20 protein-coding genes are annotated in these 21,594 nt (G+C 62.0%); 11 read left to right on the forward strand and 9 right to left on the reverse strand.

All coding sequences use genetic code 11. The features are described from left to right. Nucleotides 1–1,154: 1,154 nt before the first annotated feature. From AC066Y_RS10220 to AC066Y_RS10230, 3 genes are all read right to left on the reverse strand, one after another. Nucleotides 1,155–2,813: an MFS transporter gene (locus AC066Y_RS10220; protein WP_478273983.1), complete on the reverse strand. Its 1,659-nt coding sequence runs from the start codon at nucleotides 2,811–2,813 to the stop codon at nucleotides 1,155–1,157. Nucleotides 2,814–2,894: 81 nt separating this feature from the next. Beyond that, nucleotides 2,895–3,911 carry an MBL fold metallo-hydrolase gene (locus tag AC066Y_RS10225; protein WP_478273768.1) on the reverse strand — a complete coding sequence of 339 codons (1,017 nt, stop codon included), beginning with the start codon at nucleotides 3,909–3,911 and terminating at the stop codon, nucleotides 2,895–2,897. Nucleotides 3,912–3,950: 39 nt separating this feature from the next. Then, nucleotides 3,951–4,814 (reverse strand): alpha/beta fold hydrolase, encoded by an 864-nt coding sequence (locus AC066Y_RS10230; RefSeq protein WP_478273769.1) that lies wholly within the window; start codon nucleotides 4,812–4,814, stop codon nucleotides 3,951–3,953. A 286-nt stretch (nucleotides 4,815–5,100) separates the two neighbouring features. Between AC066Y_RS10230 and AC066Y_RS10235 the strand changes: the two genes are divergently transcribed. Next, nucleotides 5,101–6,039: a ring-cleaving dioxygenase gene (locus AC066Y_RS10235; protein WP_478273770.1), complete on the forward strand. Its 939-nt coding sequence runs from the start codon at nucleotides 5,101–5,103 to the stop codon at nucleotides 6,037–6,039. 48 nt (nucleotides 6,040–6,087) lie between these two features. On the opposite strand, the gene AC066Y_RS10240 is transcribed toward AC066Y_RS10235, so the two are convergent. Further along, nucleotides 6,088–6,996, reverse strand: coding sequence for a LysR family transcriptional regulator (locus tag AC066Y_RS10240; RefSeq protein ID WP_478273771.1), 909 nt, complete (start codon nucleotides 6,994–6,996; stop codon nucleotides 6,088–6,090). A 148-nt stretch (nucleotides 6,997–7,144) separates the two neighbouring features. Between AC066Y_RS10240 and AC066Y_RS10245 the strand changes: the two genes are divergently transcribed. After that, on the forward strand, nucleotides 7,145–8,179 hold the full coding sequence (locus AC066Y_RS10245) for a helix-turn-helix domain-containing protein (protein WP_478273772.1): 1,035 nt from the start codon (nucleotides 7,145–7,147) through the stop codon (nucleotides 8,177–8,179). Between the two features lie 17 nt (nucleotides 8,180–8,196). Here the strand turns inward: AC066Y_RS10245 and AC066Y_RS10250 are convergent, their stop codons facing one another. Together AC066Y_RS10250 and AC066Y_RS10255 are read right to left on the reverse strand one after the other, a co-directional pair. Then, complete coding sequence (locus AC066Y_RS10250; protein WP_478273773.1) at nucleotides 8,197–8,829, reverse strand: hydrolase; 633 nt, start codon at nucleotides 8,827–8,829, stop codon at nucleotides 8,197–8,199. Nucleotides 8,830–8,842: 13 nt separating this feature from the next. Next, on the reverse strand, nucleotides 8,843–9,862 hold the full coding sequence (locus AC066Y_RS10255; RefSeq protein WP_478273774.1) for an alpha/beta fold hydrolase: 1,020 nt from the start codon (nucleotides 9,860–9,862) through the stop codon (nucleotides 8,843–8,845). Between the two features lie 110 nt (nucleotides 9,863–9,972). On the opposite strand from AC066Y_RS10255, the gene AC066Y_RS10260 reads away from it, so the two are divergent. The 7 genes from AC066Y_RS10260 to AC066Y_RS10290 are packed head-to-tail and all read left to right on the forward strand — an operon-like array spanning nucleotide 9,973 to nucleotide 16,334. Continuing rightward, the gene (locus AC066Y_RS10260; protein WP_478273775.1) at nucleotides 9,973–10,623 is read left to right on the forward strand and encodes a hydrolase; all 651 of its coding nucleotides are present in this window, start codon (nucleotides 9,973–9,975) and stop codon (nucleotides 10,621–10,623) included. A gap of 29 nt (nucleotides 10,624–10,652) precedes the next feature. After that, complete coding sequence (locus AC066Y_RS10265; protein WP_478273776.1) at nucleotides 10,653–10,943, forward strand: XapX domain-containing protein; 291 nt, start codon at nucleotides 10,653–10,655, stop codon at nucleotides 10,941–10,943. Continuing rightward, the gene (locus AC066Y_RS10270; protein ID WP_478273777.1) at nucleotides 10,940–12,826 is read left to right on the forward strand and encodes an amidohydrolase; all 1,887 of its coding nucleotides are present in this window, start codon (nucleotides 10,940–10,942) and stop codon (nucleotides 12,824–12,826) included. Before AC066Y_RS10265 ends, AC066Y_RS10270 begins: the two co-directional genes overlap by 4 nt. A gap of 1 nt (nucleotide 12,827) precedes the next feature. Continuing rightward, nucleotides 12,828–13,280, forward strand: coding sequence for a DoxX family protein (locus AC066Y_RS10275; RefSeq protein WP_478273778.1), 453 nt, complete (start codon nucleotides 12,828–12,830; stop codon nucleotides 13,278–13,280). 11 nt (nucleotides 13,281–13,291) lie between these two features. Further along, entirely contained in the window at nucleotides 13,292–14,212 is a 921-nt protein-coding gene (locus tag AC066Y_RS10280) for a glyoxalase (RefSeq protein ID WP_478273779.1), read from the forward strand. 21 nt (nucleotides 14,213–14,233) lie between these two features. Then, entirely contained in the window at nucleotides 14,234–15,652 is a 1,419-nt protein-coding gene (locus tag AC066Y_RS10285) for an alginate export family protein (protein ID WP_478273780.1), read from the forward strand. A gap of 1 nt (nucleotide 15,653) precedes the next feature. Then, nucleotides 15,654–16,334 (forward strand): YoaK family protein, encoded by a 681-nt coding sequence (locus tag AC066Y_RS10290; RefSeq protein WP_478273781.1) that lies wholly within the window; start codon nucleotides 15,654–15,656, stop codon nucleotides 16,332–16,334. 140 nt (nucleotides 16,335–16,474) lie between these two features. On the opposite strand, the gene AC066Y_RS10295 is transcribed toward AC066Y_RS10290, so the two are convergent. Further along, nucleotides 16,475–17,110 (reverse strand): alpha/beta hydrolase, encoded by a 636-nt coding sequence (locus AC066Y_RS10295; RefSeq protein WP_478273782.1) that lies wholly within the window; start codon nucleotides 17,108–17,110, stop codon nucleotides 16,475–16,477. After that, nucleotides 17,107–18,045, reverse strand: coding sequence for a ring-cleaving dioxygenase (locus AC066Y_RS10300; protein ID WP_478273984.1), 939 nt, complete (start codon nucleotides 18,043–18,045; stop codon nucleotides 17,107–17,109). The genes AC066Y_RS10295 and AC066Y_RS10300 overlap by 4 nt, the downstream gene beginning before the upstream one ends. 125 nt (nucleotides 18,046–18,170) lie before the next feature. Between AC066Y_RS10300 and AC066Y_RS10305 the strand changes: the two genes are divergently transcribed. Together AC066Y_RS10305 and AC066Y_RS10310 are read left to right on the forward strand one after the other, a co-directional pair. Next, nucleotides 18,171–19,076: a LysR family transcriptional regulator gene (locus AC066Y_RS10305; protein ID WP_478273783.1), complete on the forward strand. Its 906-nt coding sequence runs from the start codon at nucleotides 18,171–18,173 to the stop codon at nucleotides 19,074–19,076. 1 nt (nucleotide 19,077) lies between these two features. After that, the gene (locus AC066Y_RS10310) at nucleotides 19,078–20,346 is read left to right on the forward strand and encodes an adenylate/guanylate cyclase domain-containing protein (protein ID WP_478273784.1); all 1,269 of its coding nucleotides are present in this window, start codon (nucleotides 19,078–19,080) and stop codon (nucleotides 20,344–20,346) included. Between the two features lie 33 nt (nucleotides 20,347–20,379). Here the strand turns inward: AC066Y_RS10310 and AC066Y_RS10315 are convergent, their stop codons facing one another. Then, on the reverse strand, nucleotides 20,380–21,504 hold the full coding sequence (locus AC066Y_RS10315) for an alkene reductase (protein WP_478273785.1): 1,125 nt from the start codon (nucleotides 21,502–21,504) through the stop codon (nucleotides 20,380–20,382). Nucleotides 21,505–21,594: the final 90 nt, after the last annotated feature.

The following is a 21,594-nucleotide window of genomic DNA, read 5'->3' on the forward strand; positions in this document are numbered from 1 at the left end:
AAGCTGACGCAAGACACCGGCCGCGGGACCTGGAGCGGCCACGCAGGAGGTGGGCGCTGCTCGGGATATTGGACCGCACAACGAAACTATTAGGACGCGATCACCGGATTTAGCTCCTTGAAAAAGCGACGGGTGCGACGTCCTCACGCCGTACCAACTAGCGTCGCCGTTCGACCTCGTTCGACGACACTTCCTTAGGTTACCCCAAACTAGCCCATGATGGACTGGAGCGAGAGTTCGAGTTTTTCAACAAGTTAGAAGGTGGCGTGTGCACGACGTGTGCACCGGGAGATCAAGAAAAATCTAATGAAGTCTGGCGCCAGAGAAGGGCGAACGGTCCTGAGAGTGAGGGGGCGGAGAAGGCAGGGATCACCACTGATTGGATGTTTTGGGAGACCCGCCAAACCTGCAGCCAAGTCGTTGTGAGTGGTCGATTGACCTGAGCATGGGCTGGTCTCTTACAGCACCGCTGCGTGCTGCAAGTCTGACGGTGACCGGCTGGCATTGGAATTCAGCAACATGCTGTTGACTCCCACTCTCTCCGCCATTTGTGCGATTTTCTACGCCAACCTGCGATCCAAGACTATTTTGCGCGCGATCGCGCGCTGTTGCGCACGGCAGGCACCTCGGAGCTTGCTGGAGCACGGACTATCGAAGCACTTGGCAGTTCGTTCGCGCTGCTTCCGAGTACAAGGCGAACCAGGAGGCATCGTGACCGTTCACCGAATCGCGCCCCTCCAAATCGGTAATGCTATGATAGTCTCTTTCGAGGGGCGCTTCGAAGTTTATCCGCATACGTGCAACGGCAGACATAGGCTCAGTGCCGCTCATTTCTTTGCCGCCAGAGCGCGCATCCGCGGTAAGGCGCTTCAGTCGAGAGCTAGCTCCGGACAGCTGGTCGTGATCGAAAACGACCGCGGGCTTGAAGCGCCGGTTCCAGCTTGTCGTCGCCGATCAGACCCTGACTTCGTAAGGTTGGAGCCGCTTGTCGGCCGGTCAATCGCTGCGGGCTGTCGCGGGTCCTAAGGTGCGAAGGTCTGGCCGAAGGATGCATCGATCAAACACGATGTCGCAGGTTGCCGTGGGAAACGCGCTAGCGATTCCCCGCTACTATCGACAACGAGCTGTACGCGAGACTACGAGTTTCCACGATTTCATTCGCTCGATGATAGCACCGAGGTGCTTAGCCCGACTTGCCGAAATTTGGCGGCGATGAAGTGGGTAACTCTGGGCTCGGTCGCGGCGCCGAACTCGTGGATGGCAGCCTGAACGGCCCTGTCGGCAATGGTCACGCGCTCGTGTTGCCGGAGGTGCTCGAGCCATGAAGCGACCATAAACGTCTCCAGAAAGCGTCCGCTCTCGGCGGCATCCTCGAACACGTCCCATGAGTAAGCGCCGTCGCGCCTTCGTTGTTGTTCCAAAGCTCTGATATAGGCGAGGAAGGCTTCACGACGCTCTGGAGCGATGCGGTACTCGACCGTAACCAGGACCGGCCCCCGGTCGGCGTCTGCGTCGATCGCTAAGACGGGTGCCGGCCAATGCATCGAGGGCGCAAGATCAATTCCTGCATCTGTTTGAAGCTTCCAGCGCCAGGTGAGCGCGACACCGGCGATGGCGCCTGCGGCGGCGAGGAAATGCGCTGTGGGCAAACCCAGTCCTGAGGCAAGCTGACCCCAAAGTGCGCTGCCGGCAGTCATCGCTCCAAAGAAGACGGTGACGAAAATAGCCAATCCGCGGCCCCGCACCCAATCCGGCAACGAGACCTGAACTGAGACGTTGACAGTCGCGAGGACGGCGATCCATGAGATGCCTGCGATCAGGCATGCCGCAAGTCCGATCTCCGAGTAACGCGCGGTGCCCAGGAGGATCAGACTAAGCGCGGTGCCGGCCGTGCCGGCCGCAACCAGCCGGTTGGGCCCGAAGGTCGCCTTCATCCAGGGTAACATGAACGCACCGACAACGGCGCCGACCCCGATCGCCCCGAGCAGAATGCCGTAGAGTTCCGGACCGCCCGCGATCTGATTGCGCGCGACGAGCGGGAGCAACGCCCAATAGGCGCTCGCGAAGAAGAAGAACGCCGCCGCCCTAACGAGTGTCGCACGGAGCCGCGGATTGAATCGCGCATGGCGAAAGCCGACCACCATGGCGCCGGCGAGGCGTTCCGGCGGCAGGGCGCTGCCTTGCGAGGACGCCGGGCGCCACCAAAGCAGTGCTCCGATCACGGCGAAATTGCTCAGCGCGTTGATCCAGAATGGCGCCGCGATGCCCAATCCGCCGATGACCACCCCACCTAGCGCCGGCCCGATAGCCCTGCTGATGTTGACGCCGACGCCGTTGCTGGCGATGGCCGCCGCTAGATCCCCCTTCGGGACGAGTTGCGGGACGACCGACTGCCATGCGGGCGCGGTAAATGCCGCGCCTGCGCCGAGCAGGAACGTGAACAGCAACAGGATGGGCGGAGTGACGAGGTTAAGCCCGACGAGCACCGCACTTGCTGCCGCCACGATCGTGAGGACGATCTCACAACCGATCAGAAAACGGCGCTTGTCGACGGTATCCGCAAGTGCGCCGGCCGGTAGCGCGAACAGAAACATCGGAAGGCTGCTCGCAACCTGAACCAGGGAGACGGTGAGCGGATCGGCATCGAGGCTGGTCATGAGCCATCCGGATGCAGCGTTGTACATCCAGGTGCCGACGTTGGCGACGACGGTCGCGGTCCACACGACCGTAAACGTCGTATGCCGAAACGCGATCCATGGAGAAGCGTTGCGCATTGCGGATGATGGATCGGGCTTTTCGTTGGATGGGGGCATCTTGGTCATTCAATCGATCGAGATTTCCAAAAAAGGCCAGCGGCGGCCCGCCCAAAATGCTCGAGAAACCCGCGCAGCGCGTCAGTCACGCGTTGGCTCGAGTACAGTAGTATAGTTCGTAGGCAACCATTCGAACCGGCCATCGATCGAGCGGATGTGCCCGATTCCAGGAAATGCAATATGAGCCGCAGCGATCCAGGTCGACGTTCGGGCGGCTTGAGCGAAGATCGCAGTGCGTTCGGCCTCTGCGGCCAACGGGTCGCTATCGTAAGTCACCGTGACGGCGGGGTCAGGAAACTGGATCGGGGCGACGTGAACGAGATCGCCCCACACCAAAAGTGTCTTTCCCTCACTCGAGATTTCGTACGACGTGTGGCCTGGCGTGTGCCCGGGCGTAGGAACCGCACGGATCCCCGGTGAAAGGTCCTGGCCTTCCGAGAGGGGCTTCAGCCGGCCCGATTCCATATAGGGCTTCAACGAAGCACGATCTCCCTCGAACATCGGCTTAAGGAATTTGGGAGCGTCGCCTTCGTTCTTGGCGTTGAGCCAGTAGTCGAGGTCCTTCTGGTTGACCCTGACAATCGCATTGGGAAACGCCGGCTTTCCTTGAGGAGCGATGCCACCGATGTGATCTGCATGAAGATGCGTCAGATAGATTTCGTCGATTTGCTCCGGCTTGTATCCGGCTGCTTGAAGGTTTTCCAGCAGGTGTCCGCAGCATGCGCCGTAGAGACTGCCGGCGCCGCTGTCAATCAGGATGAGTTTCTCTCCGGTGTTCACCAGGAAGGCGTTGATCGAGCCCTCCACGGGAGCGGAGAGACCGGACGCTGCAAGGAGAGCCTCCGCTTTGCCGGGATGATTCTCCGCGAGCTTCACGGCTTTCCGGTCTCCGCCCGGTATCGTCTCGTTCCTTGTCATTACTTCGTGGACCGGGAAAGGATGCGTGCCGTCGAGCAAAGCTGTTATTTCCACCTGACCAAGCATCATTCGGTAGAAGCCCGGTGCCTGGGTGCGGACCTGCGGCGCACCGGCATGAGCCTGCTCATGCGACAACAGGAATACGAACCCCAACAGCGCGATGGTGCGGATCGGCTTCATTTTCGTCTCCTCATCTTCGGGGGACAGTCATCGGCGGCTTTAGCCATTCCAGCCATTCAGGAAATCGAGAAGGAGTCTGTTGACCGCTTCCGGCTGTTCTTCTTGCGGGAGATGGCCGCAGCGTTCGATCGGAGCCACGGTGAGATTCTCCGCCATCTCGCTCCAGATCGCCTTCATGTCGAACAGGCGGCCGACGGCCCCGAAATCCTCTCCCCAAAGTGAAAGTACGGGACATTGGATCTTCTGCTCCGCGTCCTCGATATCCTGAGCGACGTCTTCGGCGCTGGCGCGATAGTCCGACATCGCGCCTCGCACGGCGCCAGGCGCGCTGTAGGCCTTGACGTACGTCTCGAACGCTTCGCCGGAGATCGTCATCGGGTCGTGACACCATTCGGAGAAGAAGTGGCGGAGCCAGATGCCCTCTCGTCCCGCGATCAATGCCTCCGGCAAGTCGGGGATCTGGTGGAACATGAAGAACCAGTATTCGCGGGCGATCTTGGCGTTCAACTCGCGAGCGACGATGCGGGTCGGAACGTTGTCCATGACGACGAGGCGGTCGACCAGTTCGGGGTGATCCTTGACGAAACGGGTCGCGACCCGCGCGCCGCGATCGTGCCCCACCAATGCGACACGCCCCACGCCGAGCGTCTTCAAGAGCTCGACGATGTCGTTGGCCATCGTCCTCTTGTCGTAGCCTTTCGAGGGCTTGTCGGTCTCGCCGTATCCGCGCAAATCCGGCGCTATCACCCTATAGTGAGCGGAAAGAACGGGAATCTGGAAACGCCAGGCGAAACTGGTCTCCGGGAAGCCATGTAGCAGGACGATTGGGGGGCCGGCCCCGGCCTCCAGATAGAATTGGCGGATGCCGTTTGCCCGGCATGCGGCTCGACGAATGGTGGTCACCGATCTCGCGCCCCGGTCACAAGGTTTCGAGCGCCATCCTTCGTGAAGTCGGTCGGGACTGATTGCAGGCTTTGACGACGCTTTGTACAATTGCGTCGCAGAAGCAGCGAAAACGCCGGCCGTCGTACCGAATTTTGCCCTGACGGCGGTTTCGTTACCGGGAGAAAGTCCAAGACTCGGCGGTGATGTTCGGGATTACGTAGCCGAAACGACCGGTAACTGGAGCCAAAGGGAGGACCCGTTACGTGAATATCACAGGCCGAACGGACCGCCTCAGGCCTCCGCATTGGACAGCCACTACGTGAACGCACGGGGACTCCATCACGTTACGACGATCATCAGCGACGTACGCCGCGCCGCCGACTTCTATGTGGGTGTACTCGGGCTCAAGCGTGTCAAGAAGACCGTCTGCTACGACGACCCCGGCAGTTATCACGTGTACTACGGCGACGACTTCGGGAATCCGGGCGCCGTGATAAGTACGCTCGCCTGGAATTGCGTGACACCAGGGATGACCGGTGCCGGCGAGGTTGTGCAGGCCGCATTCCGCGTCGCGCCGAATTCGCTCGATTGGTGGGCAGATCGGCTCGAATCCTCCGGTATATCCAGTCGAATGGAAGTGTCGCCCTTCAGGGAGCGCATGCTCTGTTTCGCGGATCCCGACGGTACTGCGTTGTCGTTGGTTGAGACGTGGGAAGCAAAGTCGGGGCAAGCGGGCCAAAACTCAATGGCCGATCGCACGCTGCGCGGCCTTCATGGTGTTACGTTGAACGTCCGCGAGGAGGATGCGACCATCGACATCCTCCAGAAGGTATTCGATTTCCAACTGGTCTCTCAGAAGGATGGGACCATGCGCTTCCTTGCTCATGAGGGCCCGGGCGGCACGATCACGCTGCGCATGATCGGCAAGTCTTCGCGGGGGCGCCTCGGCGGTGGCACCATCCGGCACGTCGCCTTCCGATCGAGGGATCTCGATGACCGGTCGCAGATGGTCGAGAAACTTCGGTCGACGTACGGCATCGTAGTGAGCGATCCCATCGAGCGAACCTACCTGAACGCGGTCGGCTTTCGAGCGCCCTGTGGCGTCCTTTTCGAGATTGCGACCGATGGTCCGGGATTTACTGTCGACGAGAGGCGGGAGCAGCTGGGCGAAAAATTGCAACTGCCGGCATTTCTGGAAGAACGTCGTGTCGAGTTGCAGGCAATTCTGCCCCCGCTCGATTGATGGATGCCACGGCCTTGTTTGCCCAAGGAAGGCGGGCTCGGCGCCGGCCTAAGTTGCCTTTCCTTCGATAAAATCGGTGAGGCGAGGGCAGACGAAGTCGAGAAATGCTCTTACGCGAAAGGGTAGGCGAGGCCCTCCGTGATAGAGCGCGTGAATCTGCTCATCGTCGCCTACCGTGCCCTCGAGGACTTCGACCAGACGGCCAGCCGCGATATCGTCTCGGACGTGATAGTCGGCGAGCCGGGCAAGGCCGACACCTGCAATTGCCATTCGCCGCAAGGTTTGCGCGTTGTTCGCGACCAGCGGACCGTCGACCGCCCGATCGACGATTCGGCCGCTTTCCTTCAGAGGCCAAACCGGTGCGGAGCGTCGGAAATTGAAACCCAAGCAGCGGTGACGGGAAAGATCCTGGATCCTTTTTGGTTCGCCCAAGCGGTCGAGGTAGCCGGGAGACGCGACGATCCTTCTTTTGACGACCCCGATGCGTCGGGCGATCATCGCGGAGTCCTGTAAGGGGCCGACGCGGATGGCGACATCGGTTCGGTCGAGGTACAGATCGATGATCTCGTCCGAGAGCGAGAGGTCGACCACTATGTCGGGATGGGCTTCCCAGAAAGCGGGAAGCAGGGGTTCGAGGCCGAGGATACCGAAGGCAACCGTGCAATTGACACGGATCGTCCCGCCTGCCAGCCCCGCACCTTGAGAAATATCCCGTTCAATGCCATCGAGCTCGGCCAGTAGTGCGAGGCTTTTATCATAATATATATGACCCTCTGACGTTAGCGCCAGCCGGCGCGTCGAACGCTCGAACAGTCTGACGCCGAGCCTTGCCTCCATTCTTGCGATTAGCTTGCTGACGGTGGACGGCGTCATCAAGAGCCGTCGGGCGGCTTCCGAATAGCTTCCAGCATCTACCACCCGGAGGAAGACCTGCATTTCTCCGATTCGATTATCCATTGTTTGCCAATCTGTGAAGTCGTTTCACAGATAATGTGGAACTTGGGGGGATTATCAAGGCCGGTTTCCGTCACGTATCCTGCCTTAACGTTTCCTTTTGCTGACTTCTCACGTGTGCTGCTTGCCGGTAGCTATGCGGATCGGCAACTTGAACGACGGCGAGGAACTGGACTATCTACGCCCGTTCGATAGACGCGGCATTCTTCGAGCGCCCCGTGATCGGCAGCATATCCAAAGACGGATCGATTGGACGCCAATGATGGAAGAGTCTGGTATCGCGTCTGACGGCTTCTATGGGCGTCGCCTCAGTCAGCACCTCGGAATGGAGGGCGATTGTCTGTTGCGGATCAATCGCGAAGGACAGTTGGCGCTCGCAGTGACCCGCCTGACCTGCTCCCGCTTCGTTCGTGAACGGACCGCGGCGATTCCTTCCGAACCGGCTTTCAGCATCCTGCACCAGCTCGGCGATCTCGAGAGGCACTCCTGCTGGCTCGCCGGACGACCGACCTATTCGGGCACTTTCGGCGCGGGGACGGTCAGTGTGATCGATCTTCGCGACAACCCGCAATGCGAGTTCAAGGGACCGTTCGACGCTCTTCAATATTATGTTCCACGGAGGGCTCTGGACGAGTTCGCTCGGGAGCATGGAGCCAGGCCGGTTTCAACGCTCAAATGGAGCAGGGATCAGCGTGACCCCTTCCTGTCGACGCTGTCGAGCGTTCTGCTCAGCGCAGTGGAGCAGGATCCGACAACCAATCAGCTCTTTATCGACCAGATCGGGCTGAGTCTGCTGGCCCACTTCGCACAAACCTACGGCGGCATGCGGCCGAGCGACGGGGTCTCAGGCGGAGGGCTCGCACCGTGGCAAGAGCGACGGGCCAAGGAGATCATGCGGACGCGCCTCGCCAGCAATCTGGCGATTGCTGACGTCGCCGCGGAATGCAAGTTGACGCCGAGCCACTTTGCGAGGTCGTTCCGACGCAGCACGGGCGTCGCTCCGCACGAATTCCTGTCCCAGCTTCGCATCGACGAGGCCAAGCGGCTGATGCTGACCACGAAGCTTCCGCTCGCCGACATCGCGCTCATCTGCGGTTTCGGCGACCAGAGCTACTTCACCAGGGTATTCTCCCGCTGCGTCGGCACCAGCCCTGGGGCGTGGCGAAGGGCCCGCTCCGAGGGCTGACTGGAACGCGACCTCTCTTAGAGGGGACGGATCATGTCGCGGGCGTAGGCCAAGCCGATCCCGTATCCTCCAGCATGAGATTCCACGATGGCACGTGCGCCATCGTATGTTTCGTGCCTCGTCCAGTCGCGTTGCATCTCGAGCAGGACCTGGATCCAGGATGTGAGGCGGGCACCGGCAGCCTGCATCCGTCCGAGAGCCAATTCGTGGCTTGCGGTCGTGAGCCCTCCGCAGGCGTCGCCGACGACGTAGACTTCCAAGCCGGCCGAGAGCGCCGAAATCACGGCGAAGGTCACGCAGGCCTCGGTGAGGATGCCCGAAACGATCAAGCGGCTTCGACCGGTGGCGAGGACGGCCTCACGCGCCCTGTCGTCCTCCCACACGTTCATGCTGCGCCGGTCGACCGGCTCGACGCCGGGCAACGCCGCCTTGACCGCCGGCATCAGCGGCCCGCTGTACACTTTTGTCGCTGAGGTCGAGGCGACGATCGGCAGGCCGAACACCGTCGCAGTCTTGGCGAGCGCGACGACGTTGTTCATGAGAACCTGCCGGTCGATCGAACCCACACCGAACGCCAGGCCGGCCTGTTGGTCGACCAGAAGCAGTGCGCAGTCCTTCGGCTCGAGCAGGTGAAGTGGGTTCGGGGCCATCGATATTCTCCGGCTAGGCTTTCAGGAACGCGAGCAGGTCGGCATTGACCTGGTCGGCATGCGTCGTCGCCGTCGCGTGCGGCGCGCCCGGATACGTCTTCAACTTGGCGCCCTTGATCATCTCGGCAGCCAGCTTGCCCGTATGGGGAAGCGGTACGACCTGATCGTCCTCACCATGGATCACCAGTGTCGGCACGTCGATCTTGGCCATGTCGGGCCGAAAGTCGGTTTCCGAAAAGGCGGTGACGCAATCGATGGTCGCCTTGATCGACGCCTGAAGCGCGATCTGCAAGGTCTGCTTGAACACACCCTGCGATACCTTCATGCCGTGGTTCGTGCCGTAGAAGAGGGGACTGAAGTCGTCGAGGAATTGTGGGCGGTCCTTGACCAGTCCGGCCTTGATGCCGTCGAACACCGACTTGTCGACGCCGTCGTGATCCGCGGTCTTGACGAAGAGAGGGGTTACGGCACTGAGCAGAACGAACTTGGCGACCCGCGACGTTCCGTGGCGCGCCACGTAGCGCGCGATGTCGCCGCCGCCCATGGAGAATCCGACGAGCGTCACCTGCTTCAGGTCGAGATGCTTGACGAGATCGGCGATGTCATCAGCGAATGTGTCGTAATCGTAGCCCGTCCAGGGTTGGCTCGACCGGCCAAAACCTCTGCGGTCGAATGCGACGGTTCGGTAGCCGTGCTCCGCGAAAAACAGCATCTGCGCGTCCCACATGTCCGCGCTGAGCGGCCAGCCATGGCTGAACAGGATCGGCTTTCCGCTTCCCCAGTCCTTGTAATAAAGCTCGGTGCCGTCCCGCAATTTAAGCAAGGCCATCGTTCGCTCCTGTGACGAGGTTGTCGGAACCAGGACGTCATTCTGCGCGGTCTTCCGGTTCCTGCCCACAACGTCGCGGATGGAGCGCGTGCTGGCTTGCACAATCTGTGCGCGCTTTGGACATGCTGGCGATCGCAGACCGGCGGACCGAGGGGGACGCTCGGCAATTCGTCGCACCGGATGAATCGTCGGGCCGAAGTCCAAGCCGCGACGAAATCGTCCAAGCGTTGGCCGGCACTCAGGGTTCACGATGGCTCCGCTTCACCATCCCCATTCGCACGACCGGCCCACGCCGATTGCCAGGAGACCATCTGATGTCGAAACTCGATATGCTCACCCCGGACAATTCCGCCATCGCACTGATCGACTACCAGCCGGCGATGTTTCAAGGCGTCCAGTCGCATGATCGTTTGGTCACCGTCAACAACGTCCAGATTCTCGCGAAGGCGGCCAAGCTCTTCAAGATTCCGACCGTCCTTACGACGGTAGCCAGAGACTCTTTCTCCGGGCCGTTCATGCCCGAAGTGACCTCGCTATTCCCGGAACACGACGTCATTGATCGTACGTCCATGAATTCGTGGCTCGATGCCAATTTCCGAAAGGCGGTGGCCGCCACCGGCCGCAAGAAATTCGTGTTGGCGGGTCTTTGGACCGAAGCGTGCGTAATCTTCCCGACGTTGGACATGCTTCGGGAAGGTTACGAAATCTACATCGCCGCCGATGCCTGCGGCGATCTCTCGCTCGAGGCACATAACCGCGCCATGGAACGTGCAATCCAAGCGGGCGCAGTGCCGATCACGTCTTCCCAGTACGCCTACGAACTCCAGCAGGACTGGGCGCGCAGCGAGACTTACGAAGGAATGATGGACATCCAGCGCGCGCATTCGCCGTATGGAATTCAAATCCGCTTCTCCAAATGGGCGCTCGGGGAGCATGCGTCCGAGGGCGGCACGAAGGCGGCCTGACCGTCATTGGTCTTGTCGGGAGTGGTGCGATGAAGATCTACCTCCTGTCACTTGGCGCCGGCCTTCTGGTCGGCGTCATCTACAGCCTCTTGAACGTGCGATCGCCGGCCCCGCCGCTGGTGGCCCTGGTGGGCCTTCTCGGCATCTTGGCCGGCGAGCAGATCGTGCCCGTCGCCCGGCAACTGATGTCCGGGCAGGGGCTCGCGTCCGCGTGGCGACAGGCCAAATGCGCTCCGCACATGTTCGGGATGCTTCCCGGACGTCAGAACGACTCATCCAAGAGCGTCTCTTCGCTCGAAGGTCTGGAGAAACACTCATGAGCACGACACCGGACGTCATCCTGCATCGTGGTTTGTTCACGACCCTCGACCGATCGAATCCCACGGCTTCGGCCGTCGCGATCGCCGCGGGCCGGTTCGTCGCAGTCGGACACGATCAGGAGGTGATGAAGCTCGCCGGGCCGGACACCAAGATCGTCGATCTGAAGGGGCGCCGCGTGTTGCCCGGTCTGATCGACAACCACCTGCACATCATCCGCGGCGGCCTGAACTTCAACATGGAGCTGCGATGGGACGGCGTGCGTTCGCTCGCCGACGCCATGGACATGTTGAAGCGGCAGGTGGCGATCACGCCGCCGCCGCAATGGGTGAGAGTGATTGGTGGATTCACCGAGCATCAGTTCGCGGAGAAGCGGCTCCCGACGATCGAAGAGCTCAACGCCGTCGCTCCGGATACGCCGATCTTCCTGCTGCACCTCTACGATCGGGCGATCCTGAACGGCGCGGCGCTCCGCGCTGTGGGCTATACCAAGGATACCCCGGAGCCGCCGGGCGGCGAGATCACGCGCGATGCGAAAGGCAACCCCACGGGGCTGCTGCTCGCCAAGCCGAATGCCAATATTCTCTACGCGACGCTCGCCAAGGGACCGAAGCTGCCGTTCGAGTATCAGGTCAACTCGACGCGTCACTTCATGCGGGAATTGAACCGGCTCGGCGTGACCGGCGCGATCGATGCCGGCGGTGGATTCCAGAACTATCCCGAGGACTACGCGGTCATCCAGAAGCTGAGCGACGAAGGGCACCTGACCATCCGGCTCGCCTACAACCTCTTTACCCAGAAGCCCAAGGGCGAGAAGGACGACTTCCTGAACTGGACGAAGACCTCGAAGTACAAGCAGGGCGACGACTATTTCCGGCATAACGGGGCCGGCGAAATGCTGGTGTTCTCGGCGGCTGATTTCGAGGATTTCCGCGTCGCGCGTCCCGACATGCCGTCCGAGATGGAGGGTGAACTCGAGGAAGTCGTTCGGGTCCTCGCCCAGAACAAGTGGCCGTGGCGGCTGCATGCGACCTACGACGAGACAATCTCGCGAGCCCTCGACGTGTTCGAGAAGGTGAACCAGGACATGCCCCTGGAAGGACTGCACTGGTTCTTCGATCACGCCGAGACGATCTCCGACCAGTCGATCGACCGGATCGCGGCGCTCGGCGGCGGCATCGCGGTGCAGCACCGGATGGCCTACCAGGGCGAATATTTCGTGGAACGATACGGGGCGGGTGCCGCCGAGGCGACGCCACCGGTCAAGAAGATCCTCGACAGGGGCGTCAAGATATCAGCCGGTACCGACGCTACCCGTGTGGCGTCCTACAATCCGTGGGTCTCGTTGTCGTGGCTGGTCACCGGCCGTACCGTCGGCGGACTGCGGATCACGCCGCAGCGCAATTGTCTTGATCGCGAGACCGCCTTGCGCATGTGGACCGAGAACGTGACCTGGTTCTCAAACGAGGAGGGGAACAAGGGGCGCATTCAGGTCGGTCAGCTCGCCGACCTGGTCGTGCCGGATCGCGACTACTTCTCCTGCAGCGAGGCCGAAATTGCCGATACGACGTCGTTGCTGACCATGGTCGGCGGGAAGATCGTGTTCGGCGCCGGTGATTTCTCGAGGCTGGAGACCGGCGCGCCGCCGCCGGCCATGCCGGATTGGTCGCCGGTGCGTCGCTTCGGCGGCTATGCAGCCTGGGCCGACGAAGGCGCCAAGGCGAAGGAAAATACCCTGGCCATGCGAGCGATGCAGGCGTGTGGCTGCGCCAATTCGTGCGGCGTGCATGGGCACGACCATGCGGCGGCCTGGTCAAGCCGTCTGCCGGTTTCCGACTTGCGGAGCTTCTGGGGCGCCCTCGGCTGCGCGTGCTGGGCGGTCTGACATGCCGTCCGCAGCATCACCCGCCTGGGTCTCCGCGATCCTGCGCTGGCCGCTGCTGTGGCACGCGGCAAGGATGGCGCTGGTGTCCGCCTATATCCTCGGCGGCTCTACCAAACTGCTCGACTTCGCGGGCGCCATGGCCGAGCAGGAGCATTTCGGCCTCCACCCGGGATGGTTGTGGGCGGCCGCCGCCATCGTGATCGAACTCGGTGGTTCTCTGCTCGTCGTTGTCAATCGTTTCGTGTGGCTAGGAGCCGGTGGGCTCGGCGTTCTGACCTTCGTCGCGATGCTCACCGCCAACGCGTTCTGGACGATGGGTGGCCATGAGAAATTCATGGCCACGAATGCTTTCTTCGAACATCTCGGGTTGATTGCGGGCCTCGTCGTTGTATCGATTGCTTCCGACGGGGCTCCGTTCCGCCCGAAGCCCGCTGCGCGAACTCAAGCTACCTAAGGAGTTTCTCGATGAAATCGACCAGAATATTCGTTCTGCTTGCGCTCGCGGCGGCTATCACGGCGACTACGCCGGTCGTCGCAAAGGACGCAACAAAGTCGAGGGAGGCCGGGGTCGCCGTCGCTCCCCAATACGACACGACTCATGTCTACGTGGCGCCCGAGGACGTGGACAAGTTTGTGGCAAGCTTCCTAGCGACCTTCGGCGGCAAGAGCACCAAACAGGTGGTCGCGACTGTGACGCCGACGCCGAGCAGCACCACGTCGCAACTGCTCCAGACGCCCGTCGGCACCGTCTCGCTGTTCGGCTTCAAGACGCCGATCCCGTATCCGTTCGGCGCCGAGCGCAATGGCTATCTCGTCACGGACATCGACGAAGCGATCAAGTCCGCGCGGGCTGCGGGCGCCGACGTGATCGTGTCGACCTTCCCGGATCCGATCGGTCGTGATGCCGTCATCCAGTGGCCCGGCGGCGTCAACCTGCAGATCTATTGGCACACGACGAAACCGGACTACGCCGCCTTCGAGCGCATTCCGGAAAACCGCGTCTACGTCTCGCCCGATCGCGCCTCCGCTTTCACACGGGGCTTCCTCGCGTTCTCCCGTGGCAAGATCATTACCGACGACGCGAAGGCGCCGGGTGTAGAGATCGGCAGGCCGGACGCGACCTACAGGCGCATCCGGATCGAATCCGCGTTCGGCAAGATGGTGGTGATGGTCACGGACGGTCATTTGCCTTATCCCTACGGACGAGAGACCACCGGTTATGAGGTGGCCGACCTTCCTGCGACGATCGGCAAGGCGAAGGATGCAGGCGCTACCGTTCTCGTCGACCCCTATGCGTCGGAAGGTCGCTCGACGGCGCTCGTCATGTTTCCGGGTGGGTACGTCGCCGAGATTCACTCGCTCGGGCCGAAGAGCGCATCGCGCTGAGGAATGAGGTGACGTCGGCCGATGGCGACTAGGCGCGATTTGCGGAGTTTCTGGACAATCATGGCGCTTGCGGCCTTCGCCGCAGGCCCCGCTCCGGCGCGGGCGGATGACGCCGCGACGGTCGCGACCAGACCGGCGATCCAGGCAAACCGCTGGGCCGAGGATTGGTCTGTTCTTGCCGATCCGAAGCTGCGCACCGAACCGTTCGACGGCCTCAAGTACATCCCGCTTTGGGCCACCGACCCGAAGAGCTACATCTCCCTGGGTGCGACGTTGCGCGAGCGTTTCGAGAGCAACGACGCGGCGGGCTTCGGAACCGGCGGAACGCCATCGGAAAACTACCTCCTGCAGCGGCTGCAGGTTCACGCGGACATCCACTTCAACGAAAACTGGCGTGCGTTCATCGAGCTGGAGGACGATCGCGCCTTCGGCAAGCAAATCATCTCTCCAGTCGACCAGGATCGGCTCGACCTGCGCCTCGCCTTCGTCGAGTACGTCAACACGTTCGCTGAAGGTACCCTGAAGGCTCGCGCGGGCCGGCAGGACTTCGCCTTCGACCTGCAGCGCTTCGTATCGTCGCGGGACGGCCCCAACGTAAGGCAGTCCTTCGACGCGCTCTGGGCCGACTGGGAGAGCGGTCTGTGGCGTTTCATTGGCTTCGTCAGCCGACCGGTCCAATATTTCGATGGTCGTCCGTTCGACGACACGTCGAATGACAGCTTCCGCTTCAGCACGTTGAGGGTCGAACGCAAGGTGCTCGGCGACAAGGAGCTGTCGGCCTACTACTCGCTGTACGAACGGAACAATGCCAAGTATCTCGACGCGTTCGGCGACGAACACCGGCACGTCTTCGATGTGCGCTTCGCGGGCAACGCGCAGCAAATCGATTGGGATCTTGAGGCCATGGGCCAGGTTGGCCAGGTGGCCACGGCGGATATTCGCGCCTGGGCCGTAGGTGCACGGACCGGCTACACTTTTGCAAGCGCGCCTTGGCAGCCTCGGCTCGGCATCCAGTTCGATGCTGCCTCCGGAGACCATCATCCTGGAGACGGCACGGTGGGGACGTTCAATCCGCTCTTCCCGAACGGCTACTATTTCACGCTCGCCGGCTACACGGGCTACGTGAACCTGGTCCATTTCAAGCCGTCCATCACCGTCAGTCCGGCGAGCAAGTTGAAGGTGATGGGGGCCATCGGCCTGCAGTGGCGCGAATCGACGGCCGACGCCATCTACGTCCAGCCCAATGTGCCCGTGGCCGGCACCGCCGGAAAGGGCAGCAATTGGACCGGCGCCTACGGCCAGTTGCGCGTCGACTACGCGTTCAACGAGCACCTCACGGGTGCGGTCGAGGCGGTGCATTTCGACGTCGGCGACACGATCCTTCGCGCTGGTGGTCACACCAGCAACTATCTGGGTGTCCAGCTTCAGTACGGTTGGTAAGATGCCACGGCAAATACTTCTGCTTCCACTTCTGATGAGCTTCAACGCCGGCTTCGTGGATACCGCCGGCTTCCTGGCGCTCCAGGGGCTGTTCACCGCGCACGTCACCGGCAATTTCGTCACCTTCGGAGCAGCCATGGTGCTTGGCACTTCAGGTGCACTTGCGAAGCTTCTCGCGCTTCCGGTCTTTTGCCTGGTCATTATCACTACACGGATCTTCAGCTTCCTTCTCCCCGCAATCGGGTTGCCCATCTTTCGCTCGATGCTGGCCATCAAGGTGCTGCTGCTGGCGGTAGGCGCCGCTTGTGCCGTTCGGTTCGGACCGTCCCTCCAGGGCGATAGCTGGCAGGCGATCTTGACCGGGATGATCCTGGTCGCCGCCATGGCCATTCAGAATGCGGCGCACCGCATCCACATGGGTACGGAGCCGCCGAGCACCCTGATGACGGGCACGACCACCCAGATCATGATCGATGTTGCCGACGTCTTGCGCGGCGCGCCAGCCTCGGTATTGACCGTCGCCAGGCCGCGGCTGGGCAAAATGGCGGCGAGCGTGGCGGCCTTCGCGTTGGGATGCGCCGCCGGCGCATGTCTCTACGCGAAGTTCGGGACGTGGTGTTTCGTGCTTCCACCGCTGATCGCGTCGCCGGCCGTGTTCTTGGCCTCCGCGGAGCGGAATTGACGCCGGGGGAATGGGGCGGCGACACAATGGTGACAGCCAATGATCTTCGATGGGCATGCGCCCCGGTCGGCGGACTGCCAAATGACCTGTCCGAACAGGAAGTCGACCGGAGAGCAGCGGTGGTCGTCCGAGATCGATTGTCAGCAGGCCGTCGCATGCTGCTTCGCTTCAGCCAACCACGCACGGGCGAGCGCGACGTCGGCCTGCGAAAGCTGATGACCTGTGGAGAGGATTTGATGGTCGACTGTGGCTCCCGCCGTCGACAGCATCGCGGCCAGCGCATCTGCATTGTCGGCCGGAACGATGGGATCCTGCCGTCCGGACAGGATCAAAACCGGCTTTCGGCCGAGATCCGCATCCGGAGGATCCGTCAGCGGGACCATGGCGCGCATCAGGATCGCGCCGGAGAGCGCTCTCGGATTCATCAGCAGAAGCGCTGCGGCGATGTTGGCGCCGTTCGAATAGCCGACGGCGAGCGGCGCGTCGATCCCGTAGCACTCCCGAGCATCCTGAACGAAGTCCCCGAGTTCGAGCGCGCGATGGCGGACATCTTCCTCGTCGAAGACGCCCTCCGCGAGGCGGCGAAAGAAGCGAGGCATCCCGTTCTCGAGAACGCGGCCGCGAGGCGACAGGAGCGGAGAGCCCGGCGAGATCATGTGGCCGAGCGGGAGCAGATCGTTCTCGTCGCCGCCCGTGCCGTGAAGCAGCAGCAGGGGCGGGGTGCCCGTCCGATCGCCAGGTTCGAAGCGATGGGTGAACTGAGACTTTGCGGTCATGATGCGGCTCCTTGAAGCTCGGGCAGAACGCCCTCGATTTCCTTGCGGTGCGGCTCAAGGAAACTCGGCAGTTTCAGATCGCGACCGAGCGTTTCGACCGGTTCGTCCACGGCGAATCCCGGAATGTCCGTTGCGACCTCGAACAGGACGCCGCCCGGCTCGCGGAAGTAGATCGATCGGAAGTAGCTGCGGTCCTTTTGTTCGGTGGGATGCAATCCATGATTGCTGACCAGCTTCTCGGCCATGTTTCCCTGTTCGGCGTCGTCCTTTGCCCGGAATGCGATGTGGTGCACCGAGCCGCGGCCCTGTCTGCCGCGCAGAAAACCTTTCGCCTCATAGATATCGACCACGTTTCCCTGCGCGTCGCCGGGCGCCTTGAACCGGATTACGGAGCCCTCGCGAGCTGTCTCGCGAAACCCGAATACGTCGGTGAGGACCTTCGCGGTCCTGGTCGCATCGTCGAGCAGGAGGGTGACGCCCTGGAAGCCGCGGATCGCGCGCTCTACCGGCACGTCACCGTTGCTCCATGCCGGTTCGTCCTCGGCACCTGCAATGCCGACCAGAGCAAGCGCCATACCGTCCGGATCGGAAAAGGCGAGCACGGACTCGCCGAAGCGCTTTTCGAGCGCCTCGAATTTGATGCCCTTCTCAAGGAAGCGCTGCGTCCAGTAACCCAGCGCGCGCTGGGGGACGCGGAAAGTCGTCTGATGGGTTTCGCCGACTCCGCGACGGCCCTCCGGAGCTCCCTCCCACGGGAAGAAAGTGAGGATCGTGCCCGGCCGGCCGGCCTCGTCCCCGTAATAGAAATGGTAGGTGGCCGGATCGTCGAAATTGACCGTCTTCTTGACGAAGCGCAGGCCGAGATCCCGCGTGTAGAAGCCGAAATTTTTCTGCGGGTCGCCTGCTATAGCGGTGACGTGATGAATGCCTGACATCTTGCCCTCCGGGTTCGAAAGAGCCGCTTGGCCCTCCCACCACATATCGGACGGCTTTAATCTGAGAACAATCCATGCTTTCATGACGCCACTGTCTACAAATTGGCGACAATCGGGGTCAAACGATGGACAAGGTGGCCAGCCTTAAGGCCTTCGTGAAGGTGGTGGAAACCGGCAGCTTCTCCGAAGCGGGCCGCCAGCTGCGCCTGTCCAGGTCAGCCATTAGCAAGTATGTCGCGGAGCTGGAGGAGAGCCTCGGCGTGCAGCTTCTCAACCGGACGACCAGACACGCGAGCCCAAACGAGAACGGCCAGCTCTATTTCGAGCGGGCGCTGACGATCCTCTCGGAGCTCGATGCTGCCGATCAGGCGGTTACGCATTTGCAGTCTACGCCGCGTGGCCTTCTGCGTATCAATGCGCCGATGTCCTTCGGCACGATCAGGCTGGGGCCGGCGCTCGCCGACTTCATGATCAAGTACCCGGAGATGCAGCTTCAACTCGTGCTAAGCGACGACCTCGTCGATCCGGTCCAGGATGGCTTCGATGTGACGCTCCGGATCGCCGAGCTCGAATCGTCGAGTTTGATCGCGCGGAAGATCACGCCGATGCCGAGAGTGATCTGCGCTTCGCCGGACTATCTCAAGCGGCACGGTACGCCACGTCATCCGCAAGATCTCCGCGATCATGTCTCCCTGACTTACGGCTTCCTTCTCACCGGCAATCAGTGGAAGCTCAGCGGTGCGGACGGGGAGCACTGGATCCAGCCCGCCTGGTCGCTGTGCGTCAACAACGCGGAGGTGCTGCGCGACGTCGCCGTCAAGGGAAGGGGCGTTGCGTTGATACCCGCGTTCATCGCCGGAGAGGCACTGCAGAGGGGGCAATTGAAGGCGATTTTGAAAGACTTTTGGGCGCCGCCGCTTGCGCTGTATGCGATCTATCCGCCGACCAGGCACCTGTCGGTGAAGGTCCGGCTCTTCATCGACTTCCTCGTCGAACGCTTCGGGCGCGAAGTCGATGCACGAGGGAATTGAAATGGCTTCCGAGAATCCCGTTCCGTCACCTCGATCCTATCCTCCGTCGGTCACGTTCGTGCGTCGGGTAGGCCCCATTGCGGTCGCCGCCGGCAGCATCGGCACCTTCGCCGAGATCGAAGCGTGGCTGTTGGAAGAGGCTTCGGCCGAGCGGCAGATGATCGATCTCCTGGTCAAGCTGATCCGTCGGATGAAGGCCGCCGGCTCGTCGGTCGATCGACTTACCCTACACATCGGCACGCTCCATCCTCAGCTTGTGGGGTTCGCGTGGGTCTGGAACGCTGACGATGGCTTCTGCGACGAGGTGCGGGTCGCTGACGCGACAATCGATTCCGATGCCTACAGGCTCAACCCGCTGCAGCGGATCGTCGAGACCGGTGAGACGATACGGCGAGCGCCCAACGACGCGCCGGCACAGGCGGAATTTCCGATCATGTCCGAGCTCGCGGCCGCCGGCTTGACCGATTACGTGGCGATTCCCCTATCGGGCCTGGATACGCGCAACGTGATCACCATCGCGACGAAAGTGGCCGGCGGCTTCGACGAGGCGGAGATCAGTTCCTTGAGTCGTCTCTTCAAGCTATTCGCCTTGCACGTGCAGCGGCACAGTGAGTTGAAGATCTCCGAGAACGCGTTGGGAGCCTATCTTGGTTACGGCGCCGCTGCCAAAGTGTTGGAAGGCGCCATCAAGCGCGGCGCAGGAGACTCGATCCGCGCGGTGATTTGGGTCTCGGATCTGAGAAATTTCACGAATATGTCGGACGTTCTGGCCCCGACCGACATGTTGGTGCTGCTTAACGCCTACTTCGAAGCAATGGTGAGCGCCGTGCACGCCCACGGCGGCGAAATTCTGAAGTTCATCGGCGACGGCATGCTCGCCGTCTTTCCGGTGACGGTAGGCGTCGCCGAAGCGTCGTGCGCGGCCGTGTCGGCGGCGAAAGAGGCGATCGTCAGACTAGAAGGTTCCAATCGGAAAATCCGGGTGGCGTCCGTCGCCGAGGACAGTCCGGTGCTCCGGGCTGGCATCGTCCTTCACGAAGGTGAGGTTTTCTTCGGCAACATCGGCGCTCCTGATCGCCTGGACTTCACCGTCATCGGCCCCGCCGTCAACGAGGCCTGCCGCGTGGAAGCCCTCACCAAGACGATAGGCCGGGACCTGCTCATGACGGAAGCCGTCGCCCGGCATCTCTCTCAAGGCGTCGAGCATCTTGGTGAACACCAGTTGCGAGGAGTGTCCGCCCGGATGTCCGTGTACGGACTCGCAGGATGACGACTGTCGTCGACCTCTGCCGTTCAACCCGTATTAAGCTCGCGCAGCGGCCTCTCTGTTGACTGTCTCGAGCAGCGAATAGTCGAGATAGCCGGAATCCGAACCGCCGTATATCCCGAACGGTTTCGGGGAGTTGTAGGGGCCGCCCGCTCGGATCCGCGCCGGAAGGTCCGGATTGGCGAGAAAGAGGCGGCCGAAGGCGACGGCGTCCGCCTCGCCGGCACTGACGATTTTGTCGGCGTGCTCGGGAGTGATCCCGGCATTGACGATAAGTGGTCCGCGATAGCGTCCGCGGAAGATCGAAAGCATCTTTTCGTATTCGGATGCGCCGGTCCAGGCGTTGGTGTCCGCAAGGTGCAGATATGCGAGCCCCGCAGTCTGCAGCCGAGGCGCGAGTTGCCCATACGTATCTTCCGGCTTCGGGTCTCGAGTGCTGTTGTAGTCCGCGAACGGCGAGAGCCGCAGTCCTATCCGCGAACGCGGCATGACACCGGCAATTGCCGAGACGATTTCCAGAAGCAACCTGGACCGTCCTTCGGCGCTGCCGCCATAATCGTCGGTTCGCAGATTGATGGTTGGAGACAGAAACTGGTGGATGAGATAGCCGTTGGCGCCGTGGATCTCCACGCCGTCGAACCCTGCGCGAACGGCGTTGGCGGCCGCAAGTCTGAATTCGTTCACGACGCCTTGGATCTCCGCAAGCGACATCGCACGCGACGGCGTGGCGGCGATCCGCACGTATGCGCCGTTGGCGAGCAGCGCCCATACCTGCAACCGATCTAGATCGTCATTCACGCCCGACGGAGACAGCGGTTGTTTGTCCGACAATAGGCCACGCGCGCTTGCCCGTCCGGCGTGCCAGAGCTGCGCGACGATGCGTCCCCTTTTTTCGTGGATCCGATCCACGATGGCTTTCCATCCCTCGGTCTGATCATCGGTCCAGAGACCGGGTGTCCGATCGAAGGCGCACGACATCGGTCCCACGTTGATGCCCTCGCTCACGATGAGGCCGGCTCTCGCCCGCGCTCCGTAGTATTCAGACGCGGTGGGATTGATGACGCCGCGCTGGTCGGCGCGCGACCGCGTCATCGGGGCCATGACTATCCTGTTCGCGAGATCGAGATCACCCAGCGTCATCTGATCAAAAAGACCCGCCATGTTCACACTCCTTCAAGCTTGGGATCTGGTGCCAGTGGATAGAGCTAGCCGGCGCTGGAGAATCCTGACGATCCGATCAGTCCCTGCGAT

The organism is Bradyrhizobium sp. USDA3010 (genome assembly GCF_056429065.1).